19 protein-coding genes and 1 riboswitch are annotated in these 17922 nt (G+C 36.4%); of the genes, 16 read left to right on the forward strand and 3 right to left on the reverse strand.

Annotation, left to right across the window (positions count from 1 at the left end; all coding sequences use genetic code 11):
• The first annotated feature begins 146 nt into the window (after positions 1 to 146).
• The 10 genes from aroK to thiD all read left to right on the forward strand — a co-directional run bounded on the left by aroK (position 147) and on the right by thiD (position 8786).
• Complete coding sequence (aroK, locus tag J3U36_RS01280) at positions 147 to 668, forward strand: shikimate kinase AroK (RefSeq protein ID WP_065558794.1); 522 nt, start codon at positions 147 to 149, stop codon at positions 666 to 668.
• 70 nt (positions 669 to 738) lie between these two features.
• Entirely contained in the window at positions 739 to 1548 is an 810-nt protein-coding gene (locus J3U36_RS01285) for an SPOR domain-containing protein (RefSeq protein ID WP_267380814.1), read from the forward strand.
• A gap of 46 nt (positions 1549 to 1594) precedes the next feature.
• Complete coding sequence (locus J3U36_RS01290; protein WP_267349761.1) at positions 1595 to 2410, forward strand: Dam family site-specific DNA-(adenine-N6)-methyltransferase; 816 nt, start codon at positions 1595 to 1597, stop codon at positions 2408 to 2410.
• A gap of 45 nt (positions 2411 to 2455) precedes the next feature.
• Positions 2456 to 3133 carry a ribulose-phosphate 3-epimerase gene (gene rpe, locus J3U36_RS01295; RefSeq protein ID WP_267359399.1) on the forward strand — a complete coding sequence of 226 codons (678 nt, stop codon included), beginning with the start codon at positions 2456 to 2458 and terminating at the stop codon, positions 3131 to 3133.
• Positions 3126 to 3821 (forward strand): phosphoglycolate phosphatase, encoded by a 696-nt coding sequence (locus tag J3U36_RS01300; protein WP_267380815.1) that lies wholly within the window; start codon positions 3126 to 3128, stop codon positions 3819 to 3821. The genes rpe and J3U36_RS01300 overlap by 8 nt, the downstream gene beginning before the upstream one ends.
• A gap of 24 nt (positions 3822 to 3845) precedes the next feature.
• Entirely contained in the window at positions 3846 to 4841 is a 996-nt protein-coding gene (gene trpS / locus J3U36_RS01305; RefSeq protein WP_267380816.1) for a tryptophan--tRNA ligase, read from the forward strand.
• Between the two features lie 123 nt (positions 4842 to 4964).
• The gene (trkA, locus tag J3U36_RS01310) at positions 4965 to 6326 is read left to right on the forward strand and encodes a Trk system potassium transporter TrkA (RefSeq protein WP_267380817.1); all 1362 of its coding nucleotides are present in this window, start codon (positions 4965 to 4967) and stop codon (positions 6324 to 6326) included.
• 68 nt (positions 6327 to 6394) lie between these two features.
• Positions 6395 to 6495, forward strand: a riboswitch (TPP riboswitch).
• A 45-nt stretch (positions 6496 to 6540) separates the two neighbouring features.
• On the forward strand, positions 6541 to 7326 hold the full coding sequence (gene thiM, locus J3U36_RS01315) for a hydroxyethylthiazole kinase (RefSeq protein WP_267380818.1): 786 nt from the start codon (positions 6541 to 6543) through the stop codon (positions 7324 to 7326).
• Positions 7327 to 7338: 12 nt separating this feature from the next.
• On the forward strand, positions 7339 to 7980 hold the full coding sequence (gene thiE, locus J3U36_RS01320; protein ID WP_267380819.1) for a thiamine phosphate synthase: 642 nt from the start codon (positions 7339 to 7341) through the stop codon (positions 7978 to 7980).
• An 8-nt stretch (positions 7981 to 7988) separates the two neighbouring features.
• The gene (gene thiD / locus J3U36_RS01325; protein ID WP_267380898.1) at positions 7989 to 8786 is read left to right on the forward strand and encodes a bifunctional hydroxymethylpyrimidine kinase/phosphomethylpyrimidine kinase; all 798 of its coding nucleotides are present in this window, start codon (positions 7989 to 7991) and stop codon (positions 8784 to 8786) included.
• Positions 8787 to 8953: 167 nt separating this feature from the next.
• Here thiD and J3U36_RS01330 read toward each other — a convergent pair whose 3' ends face one another.
• Positions 8954 to 9157: a heavy-metal-associated domain-containing protein gene (locus tag J3U36_RS01330; RefSeq protein ID WP_267380820.1), complete on the reverse strand. Its 204-nt coding sequence runs from the start codon at positions 9155 to 9157 to the stop codon at positions 8954 to 8956.
• Positions 9158 to 10000: 843 nt separating this feature from the next.
• On the opposite strand from J3U36_RS01330, the gene J3U36_RS01335 reads away from it, so the two are divergent.
• Positions 10001 to 10444: a DUF3597 domain-containing protein gene (locus J3U36_RS01335; protein ID WP_267349771.1), complete on the forward strand. Its 444-nt coding sequence runs from the start codon at positions 10001 to 10003 to the stop codon at positions 10442 to 10444.
• Positions 10445 to 10535: 91 nt separating this feature from the next.
• Here J3U36_RS01335 and pth read toward each other — a convergent pair whose 3' ends face one another.
• Both pth and J3U36_RS01345 read right to left on the reverse strand, forming a co-directional pair.
• Entirely contained in the window at positions 10536 to 11120 is a 585-nt protein-coding gene (gene pth, locus J3U36_RS01340; RefSeq protein ID WP_324100926.1) for an aminoacyl-tRNA hydrolase, read from the reverse strand.
• Between the two features lie 86 nt (positions 11121 to 11206).
• Positions 11207 to 12154, reverse strand: coding sequence for a ribose-phosphate pyrophosphokinase (locus tag J3U36_RS01345; RefSeq protein WP_065558808.1), 948 nt, complete (start codon positions 12152 to 12154; stop codon positions 11207 to 11209).
• A 271-nt stretch (positions 12155 to 12425) separates the two neighbouring features.
• Here J3U36_RS01345 and trmB point away from each other — a divergent pair, with 271 nt between their 5' ends.
• The 5 genes from trmB (at position 12426) to galE (ending at position 17903) form a co-directional block, all read left to right on the forward strand.
• Positions 12426 to 13127 carry a tRNA (guanosine(46)-N7)-methyltransferase TrmB gene (gene trmB, locus J3U36_RS01350; protein WP_267380821.1) on the forward strand — a complete coding sequence of 234 codons (702 nt, stop codon included), beginning with the start codon at positions 12426 to 12428 and terminating at the stop codon, positions 13125 to 13127.
• Positions 13128 to 13145: 18 nt separating this feature from the next.
• Entirely contained in the window at positions 13146 to 13871 is a 726-nt protein-coding gene (gene nfsA / locus J3U36_RS01355; protein ID WP_267380822.1) for an oxygen-insensitive NADPH nitroreductase, read from the forward strand.
• The gene (locus tag J3U36_RS01360; protein WP_267380823.1) at positions 13871 to 15031 is read left to right on the forward strand and encodes a histidine-type phosphatase; all 1161 of its coding nucleotides are present in this window, start codon (positions 13871 to 13873) and stop codon (positions 15029 to 15031) included. Before nfsA ends, J3U36_RS01360 begins: the two co-directional genes overlap by 1 nt.
• A gap of 532 nt (positions 15032 to 15563) precedes the next feature.
• Positions 15564 to 16844, forward strand: coding sequence for an MFS transporter (locus tag J3U36_RS01365; protein WP_267349776.1), 1281 nt, complete (start codon positions 15564 to 15566; stop codon positions 16842 to 16844).
• Positions 16845 to 16883: 39 nt separating this feature from the next.
• A complete protein-coding gene (gene galE, locus J3U36_RS01370; RefSeq protein ID WP_267380824.1) occupies positions 16884 to 17903 on the forward strand; it encodes a UDP-glucose 4-epimerase GalE in 1020 nt (339 codons plus the stop codon).
• Positions 17904 to 17922: the final 19 nt, after the last annotated feature.

Below are 17922 nucleotides of genomic sequence, written 5' to 3' on the forward strand. Positions count from 1 at the left end.
ATTGAGATAATTACCAACCTAAATTTTTGTCGTTAGACGGAGATACAAGAAAAGTTACACAATTAACTGCTTGTGAAACGAAAGATCACGGTCAGTTAATATTGTGTTGTAAATTTTAACCAAAATTAATAGATGATGAAACTACAATGGCAGAAAAGCGAAATATTTTTCTAATTGGCCCAATGGGGGCAGGAAAAAGCACAATAGGTCGACAAATTGCACAACAGTTAGGCATGGAGTTTTTTGACTCTGATCAAGAGATCGAAAAACGAACGGGTGCCGATATTGCTTGGATTTTTGACTTAGAGGGTGAAGACGGATTCCGCGCCAGAGAAGAAAAAGTCATTAATGAATTGACTGAAAAACAAGGTGTAGTACTCGCGACAGGCGGTGGATCGGTTCTATCAAAAGAGACACGTAATCGTTTATCTGCTCGTGGGATAGTGGTCTATCTTGAAACAACCATTGAAAAACAGATGGCAAGAACTCAAAAAGACAAACGGCGTCCATTATTACAAGGAGGAAATACCCCTCGAGAACTCTATGAAGAGCTTGCTGATGAACGTGAACCACTTTATCAAGAAATTGCTGATATCACTATTAAGACAGATGAACAAAGTGCTAAAGGTGTAGCTGGTTATATCATCGATAAAATAGAGCAAATTTAAGCTACTTATTATCAAGATAATGACTGATACTGAAATAGTAATAGTGTAGATGTCAAGTTAAGGAGTAAATATGCGTGTAGATAAAGATGACCGTTATATATCAGAAAAAGCGAATAAAGACTCTACAACTTCATTCAAATTACCAAGTTTTCTTAATTATTTTTCCAAGAAAAAATTAATTATTCTTGGTTCTGCTATGGTAATCTTTTTCTTAACGCTAAGTTTTGTGATATTAAGTTCTTCAACAGAAAATGAACCTACATCATTGACGTCGCCTGACGTCAATGGTTATTCATCAACACATATTGAAAACAGCAACAACGCTCAATCTTTAACTGATGAGTTAAACGCATCAAGTAACACACAAACTACCGATTCAAGTTTATTGCCCAACTCTACAACTGCTTCAAGATCGAATCAATCATTAGACAGTCAAGAGCCACTAACCAGTAATAGTAATATTGTGGATGAATCAAGGAAAGCTCGTAATCAATCAAATGATTCGACTATAAAAAAACCAACAACATCGTCCCTTTCTGAGAAAAATGGAGCGAATAGTCATAATACTATTTCAAGTCATAACGGAAACAGGAATAAAAACAATACTATTTATATTAAAGATGATGAATACACTATTCAACTTAGTGCTTCATCATCTATTGAAAACTTAAAAAAATTTGTTGAAAAAAATAATATTACTCATTACCAAATTTACGAAACTAAACGTAATAACAGTAAATGGTTTATTTTGATTAAAGGTATATATAAATCATCAGATGAAGCCAAAAAGGCTATAAAATCTTTACCTAGTGCTTTACAAAAGGATAATCCATGGGTCAAATCTGGTGCATCTGTGAATAAAGAAAAAGCTGAAAAATAAAGGATATGGTTCATTTATCCTACCAAAGACAAAATAGGAGTATCCTTTGAAAAAACAACGAGCCTTTTTAAAATGGGCTGGAGGAAAATATGAGCTTGTGGACACCATTAGGCAGTATCTACCAGAAGGAGATCAACTGATTGAACCTTTTGTTGGTGCAGGTTCGGTCTTCTTAAATACCAATTATAAAAGCTACCTTTTAGCTGATATTAACCATGATTTAATTGAATTATTCAATTTATTGAAATCAAAACCAAATGAGTTTATTAATGATCTAAAAATATTTTTCCAACCTCAGAACAATAAGCCTGAGGCATTTTATCAACTACGAGACGTATTTAATTATAGTAAAGATCAGTATTTACGATCGTTATTATTTATTTACTTAAATCGTCATTGCTATAACGGTCTATGTCGTTATAACAACAGTGGACTTTTTAATGTGCCATTTGGTCGCTATAAAACAATCTATTTTCCTGAGAAAGAGCTAAACTTTTTTGCAAAAAAAGCACAAAATGCGGAATTTATCTGTGCCCCATACCAAGAGGTCATGAAAAAAGCAAAGAAAAATTCTGTGATATACTGTGATCCGCCCTATTTATCGCCAAATGATTCGGCTGGATTTACGGCATATTATTCAAATAATTTTGGCTATGAAGAACATAAAAAACTCTCTAAATTAGCCGAAAAAATGGCTTATAAAAACAATATTCCAGTGCTTGTATCCAATCATGATACTGATTATACAAGAACGTTATATAGTAAAGCTCGCCACCTTTATCGAGCTGAAATGCGACGCTCAATAAGCTGTGATGGTGAAGGTCGAAAAAAAATTGATGAAATATTAGCGCTATACAAATAATCCTAAAAACATTTGAGTATTGGCTTGTATGATTAGAGGTATGTTATGAAAGAGTTTATTATTGCACCGTCAATACTTTCAGCAAATTTTGCTTGTTTAGGTGAAGAAACCCAAAAAGTGATTGAAGCAGGGGCTGATGTAATTCATTTCGATGTCATGGACAATCACTTTGTGCCTAATTTGACAATGGGGTCAATGTTTTGCCAAGCACTACGTGACTACGGAATAAAAGCCCCAATCGATGTCCATTTAATGGCATCCCCTGTCGAAGAACTTATTGTCTCTTTTGCAAAAGCTGGAGCTAGCAATATCTCTATTCATCCCGAAGCAACGATTCATCTTGACCGAACGTTGCAACTTATCAAAGATCATGGTTGTACCGCTGGTTTAGTTTTTAATCCGGCTACTCCGTTAGATCATTTAGATTATGTAATGGATAAAATTGATATTGTGTTATTAATGGGAGTTAATCCTGGTTTTGGTGGGCAATCTTTTATCCCGTCAACATTAAAAAAATTACGACAAGTTAAACAACGTATTATTGAATCAGGTCAAAATATACGACTTGAAATAGATGGGGGCGTCAAAGTCGACAATATTGCAGAAATAGCCCAAGCAGGCGCTGATATGTTTGTTGCAGGGTCTGCCATATTTGGTCAGCCTGATTATAAATCAGTTATTGATGCCATGCGAAAAGCATTAGCAGGAGTAAACTATGCCTAAACTGGATGACATTCAAGCAATAGCATTTGATCTGGATGGCACACTCGTTGATAGTGTACCCGGACTTGCATTAGCAATTCAGCAAATGCTTGCCGACTTACAATTACCTACTGTTAGCAAAGATCAAGTTAAAAATTGGGTAGGTAATGGCATCGATGTTATGTTAGAACGTACCTTTAAAGCAATCGATATTACCCCAACAGCAGAATTGTTTAGTCAAGCTAAAAATTGCTTTAATCAGCATTATGATAAAGTTATCGATGCAGAAACAAAACTCTTTCCACATGTTAAAGAGACCTTAAAAGTGCTTTATGATAATCATTATCCATTAGCACTTGTTACCAATAAACCTGCACAATTTTTACCTGCTTTATTAGAATCATTAGGCATTAAAGAATATTTCAAACTGGTGCTAGGTGGCGGTGATGTTATCAAGCTAAAACCTCATCCTGCCCCACTTTATCAGGTTATGGCAACGTTTGGGCTCTTTTGCGATCAATTACTATTTGTTGGTGACTCGAAAAATGATATTACCGCAGCAAAGAATGCTAACTGCCATACTGTTGCGTTAAGTTACGGTTACAACTATGGTGTATCCATAGCGACCAGCGACCCCGATTTTTTGTTTGACGATTTCAAAGATATATTAACCTTGTTACCACTGCCTAAAGCTGAGGCAAAAAAATAAGAATGAATAGATTAGGAATAAATTATGAGTAAACCGATTGTATTTAGTGGCGCTCAGCCATCAGGGGAATTAACACTTGGCAACTATTTGGGTGCCTTAAAAAATTGGGTCGCTTTACAACAAGAATACGATTGCGTTTATTGTATTGTAAATCAACATGCTATCACAGTACGCCAAGATCCACAGAAGCTACGCAAAGCAACACTGGATACCATGGCGCTTTATTTAGCATGTGGCATTGATCCTCAAAAAAGCACTATATTTGTACAATCTCATGTACCTGCTCATGCTGAATTAGGGTGGGCATTAAACTGTTACACTTATTTTGGTGAACTCAGTCGCATGACACAATTTAAGGACAAATCATCACGACATGCTGAAAACATTAATGCAGGGCTTTTTGATTATCCTGTATTAATGGCAGCTGACATTTTATTATATCAAGCTAATTTAGTACCGGTGGGTGACGATCAAAAACAACATCTCGAACTATCACGTGATATTGCAATGCGCTTTAATGCCCTGTATGGTGACATTTTTACTGTTCCTGAACCTTTTATCCCTAAAGTTGGTGCAAGAGTGATGTCTTTACAAGACCCAACGAAAAAAATGTCTAAATCTGATGAAAATCGAAACAATGTGATTGGCTTACTTGAAAATCCTAAAGACATCGAGAAAAAAATCAAACGAGCGATGACCGATTCTGATGAACCGCCTGTTGTACGTTATGATTTAAAAAATAAAGCTGGTGTATCAAATTTATTAGATATATTAACTGGCGTAACAGGAAAACCAGTCACCGAACTTGAAAAAGAGTTTGAGGGTAAAATGTATGGACATCTTAAAACGGAAGTGGCGACTCAAGTGATTGATATGATAAGTCACTTACAAGCACAATATCACCAATATCGTGATAATGAAGATTACCTCTATTCAATCATGAAAGAAGGCGCTGAAAAAGCTCGAACTAAAGCGGATATCACATTGAAAAAGGTCTATGACGCTATCGGTTTTGTATAGTCTGAAATCAAAAAAACATGATTATTATTAACACTAAACAGTATTAATTAGCTTTGATATAGGCATTGATTATCCTAATGACAATCAATCCGATGAAAGCCATTTAATTAAAATAGGTTAGTTATGAAGATTATCATTCTTGGGGCAGGACAAACAGGCAGTGCGCTTGCAGAATATCTTGTTACTGAAAAACAAAACGATGTCACTGTTGTCGATGAAGATCATGATAAATTGCAATCTTTGCAAGAACGCTTTGATTTACAAGTTATTTGTGGAAAATCATCTTATCCACAAGTATTAGAGAGTGCTGGCGCGGAATCGGCTGATATGCTTGTTGCCGTTACCAACTCTGATGAAATCAACATGATGGCATGTCAAATAGGGCATGTCATGTTTAATATTCCGCAAAAAGTGGCGCGTATCCGCGCACCGGAATACAATGATGAAAGATATCCTTTTTTCAATAAAGAGTGTATCAATATCGACCATATCATTGCACCAGAAAACCTTATTACCAACCACATCAGTCATTTAGTTCAATATCCAGGCGCATTACAATTTGCCTCATTCAACGATACCCGTGTATGTCTAGTCGCTGTTATGGCATATTATGGTGGCGCGCTAGTTGGCAGTGAGCTATCAGAGCTTAAAGAACATCTTCCGCATGTTGAAGCCAGAGTCGTTGCTATCTACCGTAAAAATCGCTTTATTCGTCCACTGGGTTCTACCTTAATTGAAGCTGGCGATATGGTGTATTTTATTACTCCGCCTACCAATATCAAAGCCGTGACCAGTGAGCTACAACGTTTAGAAAAACCCTATAAACGAATTATCATTAGTGGCGGTGGCGGCATTGCACTTGTACTGGCTAAGCGCTTAGAAAATGATTATCAAGTCAAACTAATTGAACGCAATGCTGAACGAGCAGAACTCATTGCTGAACAGTTACTTAATACCACGGTATTACATGGCGAATCATCAGACCAAGAATTGCTATCCCAAGAACAGATTGAACTGACAGATCTTTTTATTGCGGTAACCGGCGATGATGAATCCAATATTATGTCATCGATGCTAGCGAAAAGAATGGGCGCTAAAAAAGTCATCGTCTTAATTCAAAAACAAGCTTATCTTGAACTCATTAATGACAGTGTGATTGATATTGCTATTTCACCCCAACACGCCACTATTTCTGAACTTTTAAGTCATGTCAGACAAACAGGCATCGTCAAAGTTGTATCACTACGACAAGGCGAATCTGAAATTGTGGAAATCGTTGCGCATGGTGATAAAGAAAATTCAAAACTGGTCGGAAAAAACATCAATGGATTAAAGCTACCGTCTGGGGCAACAATCGGCGCAGTTGTACGTGATGAAGATGTTATTATTATCAACACGGATTTAACGATTGAAGAGAATGATCACCTGATTATTTTCTTGCCGGATAGAAGAGCGATTACCGATATCGAAAAATTGTTACAATAACATTTAAATCGAAATTTTCTATTATACAAACTTGTTAAAAGCCAATAGGCAGTTCATAATATAAGCATAATTTTGACTCGGGGTGTTTTTTATTCATTAAAAAACTGAGAGTTTACCCGTTGAACCTGATCTGGATAACACCAGCGTAGGGAAGTCTAGCCATTCAACTTTACAATAGGCAAATTCTTCCCGATAAATCAAATAAGGAATGAACATGTCAGTAACCACATCGCTTCAAATCACACAAGTTACACCTTTTATTAATCTTGTCAAAACGCAACGCCCATTAGTTCATTGTATAACAAATGATGTTGTACAAAATTTTACTGCTAATGTCCTACTTGCTATTGGAGCTTCACCAGCAATGATTATTGCTGAACAAGAAGTGGCTGAATTTGTTAAAATTGCTAATAGTTTACTGATTAACATCGGTACAATTAATCACAATACCGCCAAAAGTATGCTACTTGCAGCAAGCCAAGCTCAACAAAGCCAAACTCCATGGGTACTTGATCCTGTTGCCGTTGGTTCGGCACTTGCTTATCGTACCGAAATTGCGTATCAATTATTATCATTTAAACCCACCGTTATTCGTGGCAATGCTTCGGAAATCTTAGCGCTTAGCGGTCAACTTGCATCATCAAAAGGCCCGGACAGTCAAGACTCGACAAAATCCGCTTTACAATATGCAAAACAATTGGCACAAGATTACCAGACTATCATCGCCATGACTGGTGACATTGATTATATTACTGATGGTCATACGACTTACGCTATAGCAGGCGGTGATATTGCTTTAACCAAAATTACCGGAACAGGCTGTTCCTTATCTGCTATGGTTGCAGCGTTTATTGTAAATTCAACCGATCCACTTTTAGCCACAGCAGCCGCTTGCTTTATGATGAAAAAAGCTGGAGAAAAGGCAAATAAACAGCTTGGATTAGGCAGTTTTGCCGTATCGTTATTAGATCAATTATCACTATTTTATTCATCATACTAATAGGGACGTAGCATGCAGAAAAAGTTGGATCTTACTCTCTATTTAGTGCTCGATCCGACACTATGTGGGGGAATTAGTGGCATGGTAGACACCACCAAAATTGCCGTTGCCAACGGTGTAACCGCCGTACAATTACGATCAGAACAAGAATTGACAGGCAAAGATTGGTATAAAGCTGCTGTAGCCTTGAAAGAAGCACTCAGTCAGACATCGGTTCCCCTATTGATTAATGATCATGTGGATATTGCTTTAGCTGTCGATGCAGATGGTGTGCATGTTGGTCAAAATGATTTGCCCGTTGATGTAGCTCGCCGATTGATCGGTAAAAATAAATGGTTAGGGCTATCTGTTTCGAATCAGCAACAACTTGAAACCGTGCCTTGGCAAAACGTCGATTATATTGGAATTGGTCCTGTCTATCCGACCTCGACCAAGAAAGATGCATCCTCGGCACTTGGTATTGAGCAGTTAACTCAATTAGTCAAAACCAAACATTGCCCTGCTGTTGCCATTGGTGGTATCGACGTAACAAAAGTTACAGAAATAATACAAACAGGAATTGAAGGCGTTGCAGTCGTATCGGCTATTTGTGGTCAATCCAATATTGAACAAGCAACCACCTTACTAATCAATAAAATAAATCAAGCTAGATAGGAAGCAACATCATGACAATTACAGCCCTAACTATTGCTGGTTCAGATCCCAGTGGGGGAGCTGGCATCCAAGCCGATCTCAAAACGTTTTCGGCACTCGGTGCGTATGGCATGTCTGTCATTACCGCGTTAACCGCACAAAGCACCCAAGGTGTTAATGCGGTATTTGGAATTCCGCCTGAATTTATCGAAGCAGAATTTAACACCTTATATCAAGATATTCACATTGATAGTGTGAAGATTGGTATGCTAATGAATAAAGAAATTGTCACAACTGTCTATCAGTTATTAAAAAATCATCCTATACCATCGATTGTACTTGATACTGTTATGATCGCTAAAGGGGGACATGCACTTTTAAAACCCGATGCCATTACCGCCATTCGAGAACAATTATTGCCATTAGCAACAATTATTACACCTAACTTACCCGAAGCCGCAGCACTTTTAGATTGTGATGAAGCGAAAAATGAAGATGAGATGCTAAAACAAGGGCAAGATTTACTTAAACTAGGTTGTAAAGCGGTACTAATGAAGGGCGGGCACTTAGCCAGTCAAGAAAGTCCCGATTATTTAATCACCTCAGACCAAACAATCCGAATGACATCGCAAAGAATTCAAACAAAAAATACGCACGGTACAGGTTGTACCTTATCAGCCGCTATTGCGACTTTATTGCCTAAAAACAGCTTAGCACACGCGGTTAAACAGGCGAAAGAATATCTACACGGCGCCATACGCCATGCTGATGATTTAAATATTGGTAAAGGGATTGGACCAACACATCACTTTTATCGTTGGTGGTGATTCAAAAACACAATTGACGCATATTTGCGAACACTCTCTTCAAATTTTTCAAAATATGAGTGATTAAAAGAGGATGTAAAGTAGATTTTGGACGTTTTAAACGTGTTAATGAAAACAGATAAATAAAAAAACTAACGTCCAAATTTGTTTGCTTTAATATAGGTTAATTAATATGAAATACCTACAAATTCATACCCAGCTTCATTGATAGCCACTATAGCGGCTTCTTGTGAAATGGTCCCGCCTTCGATATCAACTTCATGTTTAGCCAAATCAATCTTTACTTTCGCTTTTGGCTCAATATCGTTAATCGCTTTAGTAATCGTATTAACACAGTGCTGACAACTCATATTATCGACAATTAATTTCATAGTTGACCTCTCTTTTCAATTAAATCTTATCAGAATTCGGATCGCCCAAATTAGCGTAGGCTTTATAATTGTGTTCGATCCATTGACCCGCATTATTACTCGTTTGATAATAATCAAGCCCAGTAATTTTCATCATACTTTGTGGGAAACAAAAAAGATTGCGTACAGTAAAAAATGAAGCTAAATTTTTTGAAACGTCCACAATATTGTTTGTAAAAAGCATGCTTCAGTTACAAAGCCACAATGACATTATTTCTTTTATCATACACAATTTTTTATTCTGATAAAACTGGCTCTGACATATTATCATTTTGCGTATAAGGTATTGCCTTTAGCATATCGAATTATTGCGTGAATGTTGCGAATTTTTTTGTTCGACGTTGTCATCGCAATACTTTTTAAAACTAGAATTTGTCAGGCATCTCTTTTATCGTTTCGATTTACTCATTTACGTGATTCACTTTAGCTTTAAATAAACTGGAATTTATAGGACACAAATAAAAACATCTCAATCATCTTTTCATGTTCAACACTTGGAATCATTATCAGATAACAAACTGAACAATCTAGGATTAATAGCATCATTTTCACTAATAGTGAATGGTTAACAATCTAAGTTTATCCATGGTTATCATAATTTAAAACGCCAAGATAATTTTTTTATAGAAAAATTTATTCATGCATTTAATTTATTTACTCTCTGAATTAACAACAAAAAATGCTATAAATCCAGAACTTCTTTGACACTATTGCTTGTTAAACGTTATACTAAAGGCGATATTTTGTACATCTGAATAGTTAAGCACTTTTTTCAAAAGCAGTTTAAACATAGGGGGGTGTAATTTGGGTATCTTAAATAATATTTTTTCTAAAATCTTTCCAAGTGCTCAAGCGGCTGTCGGTAATGTCGCTGATGCCGTTAAAAATCAAGTCAACAGCATTACCGGTCATGATAAAGATGCCGCGTCAAATAATCAGAATCAAGACCAAAATCAAAATCAACAACATTCAGACAACCAAACGCCCATTTCGGACGTGGATGTTATGTCAATTCTTAATAATTTAGCGAGCAAATTTCCTGAAAAACTTAATTGGAAAACATCGATTGTTGATCTTTTAAAATTATTAGGAATAGACAATAGTCTAGATGCTCGTAAAAGATTGGCAAAAGAACTTAATTACACGGGTAGTACAGATGATACCGCTGCAATGAATACTTGGTTAATTAAAGAAGTATTTAAACGAATTGCCGAAAAAGGCGGTAATATTACCCATCTATTTTCTTAATCAAAGATTGTTACGTGATTTGTTATCCACCTGGTCTTCGGGTGGATTTTTTATATAGCATATTGTAATTCGTTCGACTCAATCAACGGCATTACGCTTTAAACGAGTGTAATCGATTCATTGCGGCTTCAAAGCTTTGTGATAATAAAATATCCGTGCAACGTGCAGATTCATCAATCGCTTTATCTATTAGTTCTTGCTCGGGCTTAGAAGGTTTATTTAACACAAAACCGACCACTTTATTTTTATCACCCGGATGCCCGATACCGATTCTTAATCGATAAAAATTTGGATTATTGCCTAATTTGCTAGCAATATCTTTCAAACCATTGTGACCACCATGACTTCCGCCAAATTTAAATTTCGCAATACCCGGATTTAAATCAAGTTCATCATGAGCAACTAAAATTTCTTCGGGTTTTATCTGATAAAATGAAGCCATCGCTTGAACAGCTTTACCACTTAAATTCATAAACGTGGTAGGCACTAATAAACGTATGTCATGTCCTGCGATATTGATACGTGAACTATAACCAAAAAATTTAGGATCATTTTTTAACGGCTGTTGATAACGTTGTGCAAGCAAATCAACATACCATGCCCCTGCATTATGTCGAGTTTGGGCATATTCATTTCCAGGATTGGCCAGTCCTACAATAAGTTTTATGGTTGTCATGATGTTTTAATTGTTAGCTGTTGTTACTTGAAGATGTTAAATTAAAAAGCCCCAAAAAACGGGGCATCTTTATCATTAAAAATCAATTATTGATGGAACATTGCAGAAATCGATTCTTCGTTGCTTATGCGACGAATTGCTTCTGCTAACATTCCTGATAATGTTAATTGACGTACATTTTTCAATGCTTTAACTTCCGCTGTTAATGGAATAGTATCACAAACGACTATTTCATCAATGGCTGAGTTTTTAATATTACTGACGGCTTTACCCGAGAAAATCGGATGCGTTGCGTAGGCAAATACTCTTTTAGCACCACGTGCTTTTAATGCATCAGCGGCTTTGCAAAGCGTTCCTGCTGTATCAATCATATCATCGACTAAAATACAATCTCTATCAGCAACATCACCAATAATATTCATCACTTCAGCTTCATTCGCTCGTTGACGACGTTTATCGATGATCGCCATATCGGTGTCATTTAACAGTTTTGCAATAGCACGAGCTCGCACCACCCCACCAATATCCGGAGAGACAACAATTGGGCGTTCAAAATCACGTTGAAGCATATCTTCTAAAATCACAGGGCTACCAAATACATTATCCACTGGCACATCAAAAAAACCTTGGATCTGTTCAGCATGAAGATCAACCGTTAATACTCTATCAACACCGACAGTTGATAAAAAGTCAGCAACCACTTTAGCTGTGATCGGAACCCGTGCAGAACGCACTCGACGATCTTGTCTAGCATAACCAAAATAAGGAATAACAGCGGTAATACGACCTGCAGATGCTCGACGCATTGCATCAATCATAACAAGCAATTCCATTAAATTATCATTGGTTGGTGCACAAGTTGATTGAATGATAAAAACATCCTCACCACGGACATTTTCATTAATTTGAACGTTCACTTCTCCATCGCTAAAACGACCAACAACAATATCACCAAGAGAAGTATAAAGACGATTAGCTATACGCTTTGCTAGCTCAGGTGTAGCATTGCCAGCAAAAAGCTTCATATCAGGCACGAGAAATCCTCAAGCATGTAATCATGATTACGTATCCGTAATCGGTTAAATCGGAGTGACAATTATATAATCATTTGGTGATCATGCTCAACCACATTATAAAAAATTATCAAAATAATTTAACCTGCCTAGCAAAATAGTGTAAGAGTCCATGGGTAATCAATATGTTTTTTGACGTCAACTTAAAATCGAGTAAACTAAGTAATCATCGCTATTTTAGAGTAGCTTTCAATTAGTTTAAATCAATTTTACAACACAAGTAGATAATCTAATGGCAGAACAATTACATACAGATATTGAAGAACAAAAACCGAAACGAACAATACGCAGTTTTGTGCTACGACAAGGTCGTTTGACCAAAGGTCAAGAACAAGCATTACAAAATTTATGGCCCGTCTTTGGTGTCAAATATAATGCGGGATCGCCCATTCACTTTGAACCTAATCAAAACGTCGTTTTAGAGATTGGATTTGGTATGGGCGCATCACTCATCGAAATGGCAAAAAATGCCCCCGAGAAATCTTTTTTAGGTATTGAAGTACATAAACCGGGTGTCGGAGCTTGTTTAATGGCGATCGAAGAAAATCAATTATCAAACTTAAATGTGATGTGCCATGATGCAGTCGAAGTTTTAGAAAACATGATTGCAGATAATTCATTAGATAAGGTGCAAATATTCTTCCCTGACCCTTGGCATAAAGCAAGGCACAACAAGCGTCGAATTATTCAGCCTGCTTTTGTCGAACTTATCAGACGTAAATTAAAAGTTAATGGTATTTTACATCTAGCAACAGATTGGCAACATTATGCCGAACATATGCTTGAGGTGTTAAATCAAGCGACAGGTTATAAAAATTTATCATCAACAGGAGATTATATTCCAAGACCAGCAGACCGACCTATTACCAAGTTTGAAAAAAGAGGTCAAAATCTTGGTCATGGTGTTTGGGATTTACAGTTTCAAAAACAATAACGTTATTAAGGAGCCGTTATGGAAAATCAAACTCTTGATTTCATTTATCATCGTCGTTCAATTCGTGCTTATAAACCCACCCCATTGACGCAAAAGCAAATAACATCGATGATTCAAGCAGCACAATCGGCTCCGAGTTCTAACTTTCTTCAATGTTCAACCATTATTCGTATCACAGACAGTGATAAGCGAAAAAAATTAGCTCACTATTCAGGTGATCAAAATTATATTTATCAAGCTCCCGAATTTTGGGTGTTTTGTGCCGATTTTAATCGACATTTTCAAATTGATGCAACGATTCCTCTTGAACGAGCCGAACAACTTTTAGTCGGTTGTATTGATACCGCCTTGATGGCGCAAAATACGGTTATTGCTGCGCAATCGTTAGGATTAGGTACAGTCTATATTGGTGGTTTACGTAATAATATATCTGAAGTGACACAATTACTAGCCTTGCCAAAATATGTTATCCCCCTTTTTGGTCTCTGTATTGGGTATCCAGATCAAGAACCCGAAATGAAACCAAGATTACCGAGTGAATTAATCTTTTTCGAAAATCAATATCAACCAATCAATCAGACATTATTGGCACAGTATGATGAGCAAATAGAAAATTATTATCAAACTCGTAGTTCTAATCAAAAAGAAGGCGGATGGAGTAACAAAATAGCTGAAACGATCTACAAAGGACAACGAGAATTTATTCTCAACTATTTACATCAACAAGGCTGGGTGAAACAATAATGAACAATCACTATCAATTGGATAAAGTCGTCATATTAAGCCGACATGGAATCCGTACACCATTACAAAATACACTTGAATTTTTAGAACAAGCCACGCCGTTTAAATGGCCTAAATGGGATCATCCTTATGGCTATCTAACTACCCGAGGCGGTGCCCTAGAAGTTTATTTTGGACGATACTTAGCGACATGGCTTGAAAATCAACATATTCAATACCAAGCAACTTCTTCTGATGTGTCTGTGTATGCAAATAGTTTACAAAGAACCGTTGCTACAGCTCAATTTTTGACAGCTGGTGCTTTTGCCGGATATGACATCCCCATCAATCATAAATACCCCATTGAAAAAATGGATTCCATGTTTGATCCTAGTTTACGTAACGATTCTGACGAATTTAAACAAGCTGTTATTAAGGACATTGATGAAACTGTTACAGCAGAATCAATCTATAAAAATTTAGCGCCTGCTTATGAAATTTTAGCCGATATTTTAGACTATAAACATTCCAAATTTTATGCACAATATCAATGTGATTTAGCCGATATTCCTGTTGAAGTTTATTTGAAAAAGCATGAAGAACCTGCTCTGTTAGGTGCATTAGCGATTGGTGTTAGTGCAGTAGATGCATTTTTATTACAATATTATTCGGGCTTTCCCAAAGAACAGATTGCGTGGGGAAGAATCAACAGCCAAGCACAATGGCAACAACTTATTCAGATACGTAATCAATATCTAAACTTAGTCTGTCGAACTAAAACGCTTGCCAAACATTCTGCTACCGAATTGATTAATATGATAAACAATCTTATGCATCATGATGATCGAAAAATTCATTTACTTGTGGGACATGATAGTACCATTGCTTCATTATTCGGCGCATTAGACTTTGAACATTATCAGTTACCGAATCAATATGAAACAACGCCAATCGGTGGTAAGGTAATTTTACAACGTTTTCGTCATTTAGAGTCTGGAACATACTATTTTAAAGCCGAATATGTTTATCAAAGCTTTGAACAACTATTTACTGGTGCTCAAATCAGTATAAATAACCCACCACAACATTTTACGTTGCAGCTTAAAAATGCCATGCAAAATCAAGATGGATTTTATGACTGGCATGATTTTGAGCAGCGTTTAAACATGTTTAAAGGATGATTTAATCAATTCACTTCTCACGTCAGCATTTATCCTACATGGCGTGAGATGATTTTAACATTTAGCTCCCTGTTATGGTTAAATACCTCTGTTATATTATCTCACCTAATCACTATTCCCTACCTTATCTTCAAGGAGTGGATAGAATAGATAAAAACGGCTTCTTGTTTATTAATGTAATCGATACCATAAAAGTTATCTTATTTTCGCTCAACATGTAACCTGTATATTAACGCTATATTTCATTGTAAGCAGAATCGCCTCATCAATAAATTGATAATATTAAATAGAATAGAGTTATCTTCTTGAATTCTTTGAGTTGAATTAAAACATCGTCATCAACAAAACATCTTACTCATAAACAACAAAATAATGTAATCGATTTCATAAAGTGTTATCTAGATCACTTTTTTCATCATTTTATGGTGATACTATCCACCATAAAAGAGAAGCAAGTTCATCCATAAAAAAATATGTAAACGATTTCTTAATGAATGCAGGTTCATTCAAATTCGATTAAAGGAAGTAAATTATGAATCAAAATACTAAGTCAGCAAGGCATAATAAGAATTATTGGATTTTCAGTTTTTATTTCTTTCTCTACTTTTTCATCATGGGTGCCTATTGCCCATTCTTTCCCGTTTGGCTGAAAATGAACGGGCTTGATGAAGCAAAAACTGGCTATGTTTTTTCGTTTATTTCATTTTTTGCACTACTTTTCCAACCTTTATTCGGTTTAATTTCAGATAAATTAGGACTGAAAAAACATCTCCTTTGGCTTATTACTCTACTGTTAGTCTTGTTTGGGCCATTTTTTATTTATGTGTTAGGGCCACTTCTACAATTTAATGTTACTGTCGGTGCGATAGCTGGAGGGTTTTATCTTGGCATGGTTTTTAGTGGTGGTGCGCCTGCTATTGAAGCCTTGGTTGAAAAAATAAGCAGACGCAGTGGATTTGAATTTGGGCGTTGCCGTATGTTTGGCTGTTTTGGTTGGGCAATTTGTGCATCATTTGTTGGAATTATGATTTCGAAGAACATTAATGCGGTTTTTTGGCTCTGTTCTGGTTTTGCATTATTTCTACTTATTTTAGTGAAATTAGCCGATCCCGCTAAAACTTCCACCACCGATATCGTTGAACAAATGGGATTAAATAAGCCTGAATCCTTTAATTTTAAACTCGCAGTCGATTTATTAAAAATGCCGAAACTTTGGTGTTTTATGCTTTATATAATTGGCGTCGCCTGTACTTATGATGTTTTTGATCAGCAGTTTGCAAACTTTTTTACGTCGTTTTTTTCCAGTGAACAAGTCGGTCAAGAAGCCTTTGGTTATGTCACGACTCTCGGTGAAATTTTAAATGCAACCGTCATGTTTTTTGCTCCATGGATTGTGAAAAAAATTGGTAGCAAAAATACGTTATTAGTTGCCGGTGCTATTATGTCAATTCGTATAACTGGCTCAGCATTTGCCAGCAATGCAGTTGAAGTTATTATTCTAAAAACCTTACACATGTTTGAAGCGCCACTATTACTTGTCGGGGCATTTAAATATATTACAAAACACTTCCCCTTACGATTATCGGCAACCGTTTATTTGATTGCATTTTGTTTTGCTAAACAACTTTCAACGATGTTTATGTCCACACTTGCAGGTCTAATGTATGTCGAAATTGGATTTACAGGAGCCTATCTGGTGCTTGGTTTGATTGCATTTAGTTTTACATTTATTTCATCTTTCACTTTATCCGGACGAGGACCTTGGGATCTATTCATACCTAAAAATAAACACCCGTCTGAAATACAACAATAACCAAATTTTTAACAATTTAAGATAAATTGAGGTTTCTATATGAAAGTATTCGTTACTGGTGGTTGTGGATATATAGGAAGTCATACCTGTGTTCAATTGATTAAAGCAGGTTATACGCCAATTGTGATAGATAATTTATTCAATAGTAAAGCATCGGTATTAAAAAGAATCCAACAAATTACGCATCAGCCAATCAATTTTTATCAAGGTGATGTACGAGATGCCAATTTATTAGCGCAAATTTTTAATGAAAATGATATTCAAGCAGTGATCCATTTTGCGGGTTTAAAAGCCGTCGGTGAGTCGGTATATAAACCACTTGAGTATTATGAAAATAATGTCTATGGCAGCATTGTGTTAATGAAGGCAATGCGTGATGCAGGCGTCAAACAATTAGTTTTTAGTTCATCCGCAACCGTTTACGGTGAATCAGCCCCCGTACCTTATGTTGAAACCTTGCCACAAGGTTTACCAACCAGCCCTTATGGAAAAAGTAAGTTAATGGTCGAACAATGTATTATGGATTTGGCTATTGCCGAACCTGATTGGTCATTGACCCTACTACGCTACTTTAATCCTGTGGGGGCTCATCCTAGTGGATTAATAGGCGAAGATCCTCTTGGTATTCCTAATAATCTTATGCCATTTATTACCCAAGTTGCTGTAGGAAAAAGAGAATCATTGGCGGTGTTTGGAAATGATTATCCGACGCAAGATGGAACGTGTGTTCGTGATTTTATTCATGTTGTTGACTTAGCTGATGGTCATATCGCCGCATTAAAAGCTGATCATAATCAACCCGGTGTCCATATTTACAATCTAGGATCAGGTGTTGGGTATAGTGTTTTACAAGTCATCGAAGCATTTGAGAAAGCGTCAGGAAAACCGTTAAAGTGGCATTACGCACCCCGACGTGCGGGCGACCTACCCGCATTTTGGGCAGATGCAAAAAAAGCAGAACAGATACTCGGGTGGAAAACCCAATTAACGCTTGATGATATGGTCAAAGATTCTTGGAATTGGCAATCGAATAACCCACAAGGTTATCCTCAAGATTAATGAAAAAGATGAATACCAG

Source organism: Gilliamella sp. B3817 (assembly GCF_026536705.1).
Classification (GTDB): domain Bacteria; phylum Pseudomonadota; class Gammaproteobacteria; order Enterobacterales; family Orbaceae; genus Gilliamella; species Gilliamella apicola_I.

Coding starts and splice junctions, on each gene's coding strand:
- galE (WP_267380824.1), top strand. CDS start 16,884: ATGAAAGTATTCGTTACTGGTGGTTGTGGATATATAGGAAGTCATACC.
- pth (WP_324100926.1), bottom strand. CDS start 11,120: ATGACAACCATAAAACTTATTGTAGGACTGGCCAATCCTGGAAATGAA.
- thiM (WP_267380818.1), top strand. CDS start 6,541: ATGTCAGTAACCACATCGCTTCAAATCACACAAGTTACACCTTTTATT.
- J3U36_RS01300 (WP_267380815.1), top strand. CDS start 3,126: ATGCCTAAACTGGATGACATTCAAGCAATAGCATTTGATCTGGATGGC.
- J3U36_RS01360 (WP_267380823.1), top strand. CDS start 13,871: ATGAACAATCACTATCAATTGGATAAAGTCGTCATATTAAGCCGACAT.
- trpS (WP_267380816.1), top strand. CDS start 3,846: ATGAGTAAACCGATTGTATTTAGTGGCGCTCAGCCATCAGGGGAATTA.
- nfsA (WP_267380822.1), top strand. CDS start 13,146: ATGGAAAATCAAACTCTTGATTTCATTTATCATCGTCGTTCAATTCGT.
- thiE (WP_267380819.1), top strand. CDS start 7,339: ATGCAGAAAAAGTTGGATCTTACTCTCTATTTAGTGCTCGATCCGACA.
- trkA (WP_267380817.1), top strand. CDS start 4,965: ATGAAGATTATCATTCTTGGGGCAGGACAAACAGGCAGTGCGCTTGCA.
- J3U36_RS01365 (WP_267349776.1), top strand. CDS start 15,564: ATGAATCAAAATACTAAGTCAGCAAGGCATAATAAGAATTATTGGATT.
- trmB (WP_267380821.1), top strand. CDS start 12,426: ATGGCAGAACAATTACATACAGATATTGAAGAACAAAAACCGAAACGA.
- J3U36_RS01330 (WP_267380820.1), bottom strand. CDS start 9,157: ATGAAATTAATTGTCGATAATATGAGTTGTCAGCACTGTGTTAATACG.
- rpe (WP_267359399.1), top strand. CDS start 2,456: ATGAAAGAGTTTATTATTGCACCGTCAATACTTTCAGCAAATTTTGCT.
- aroK (WP_065558794.1), top strand. CDS start 147: ATGGCAGAAAAGCGAAATATTTTTCTAATTGGCCCAATGGGGGCAGGA.
- J3U36_RS01285 (WP_267380814.1), top strand. CDS start 739: ATGCGTGTAGATAAAGATGACCGTTATATATCAGAAAAAGCGAATAAA.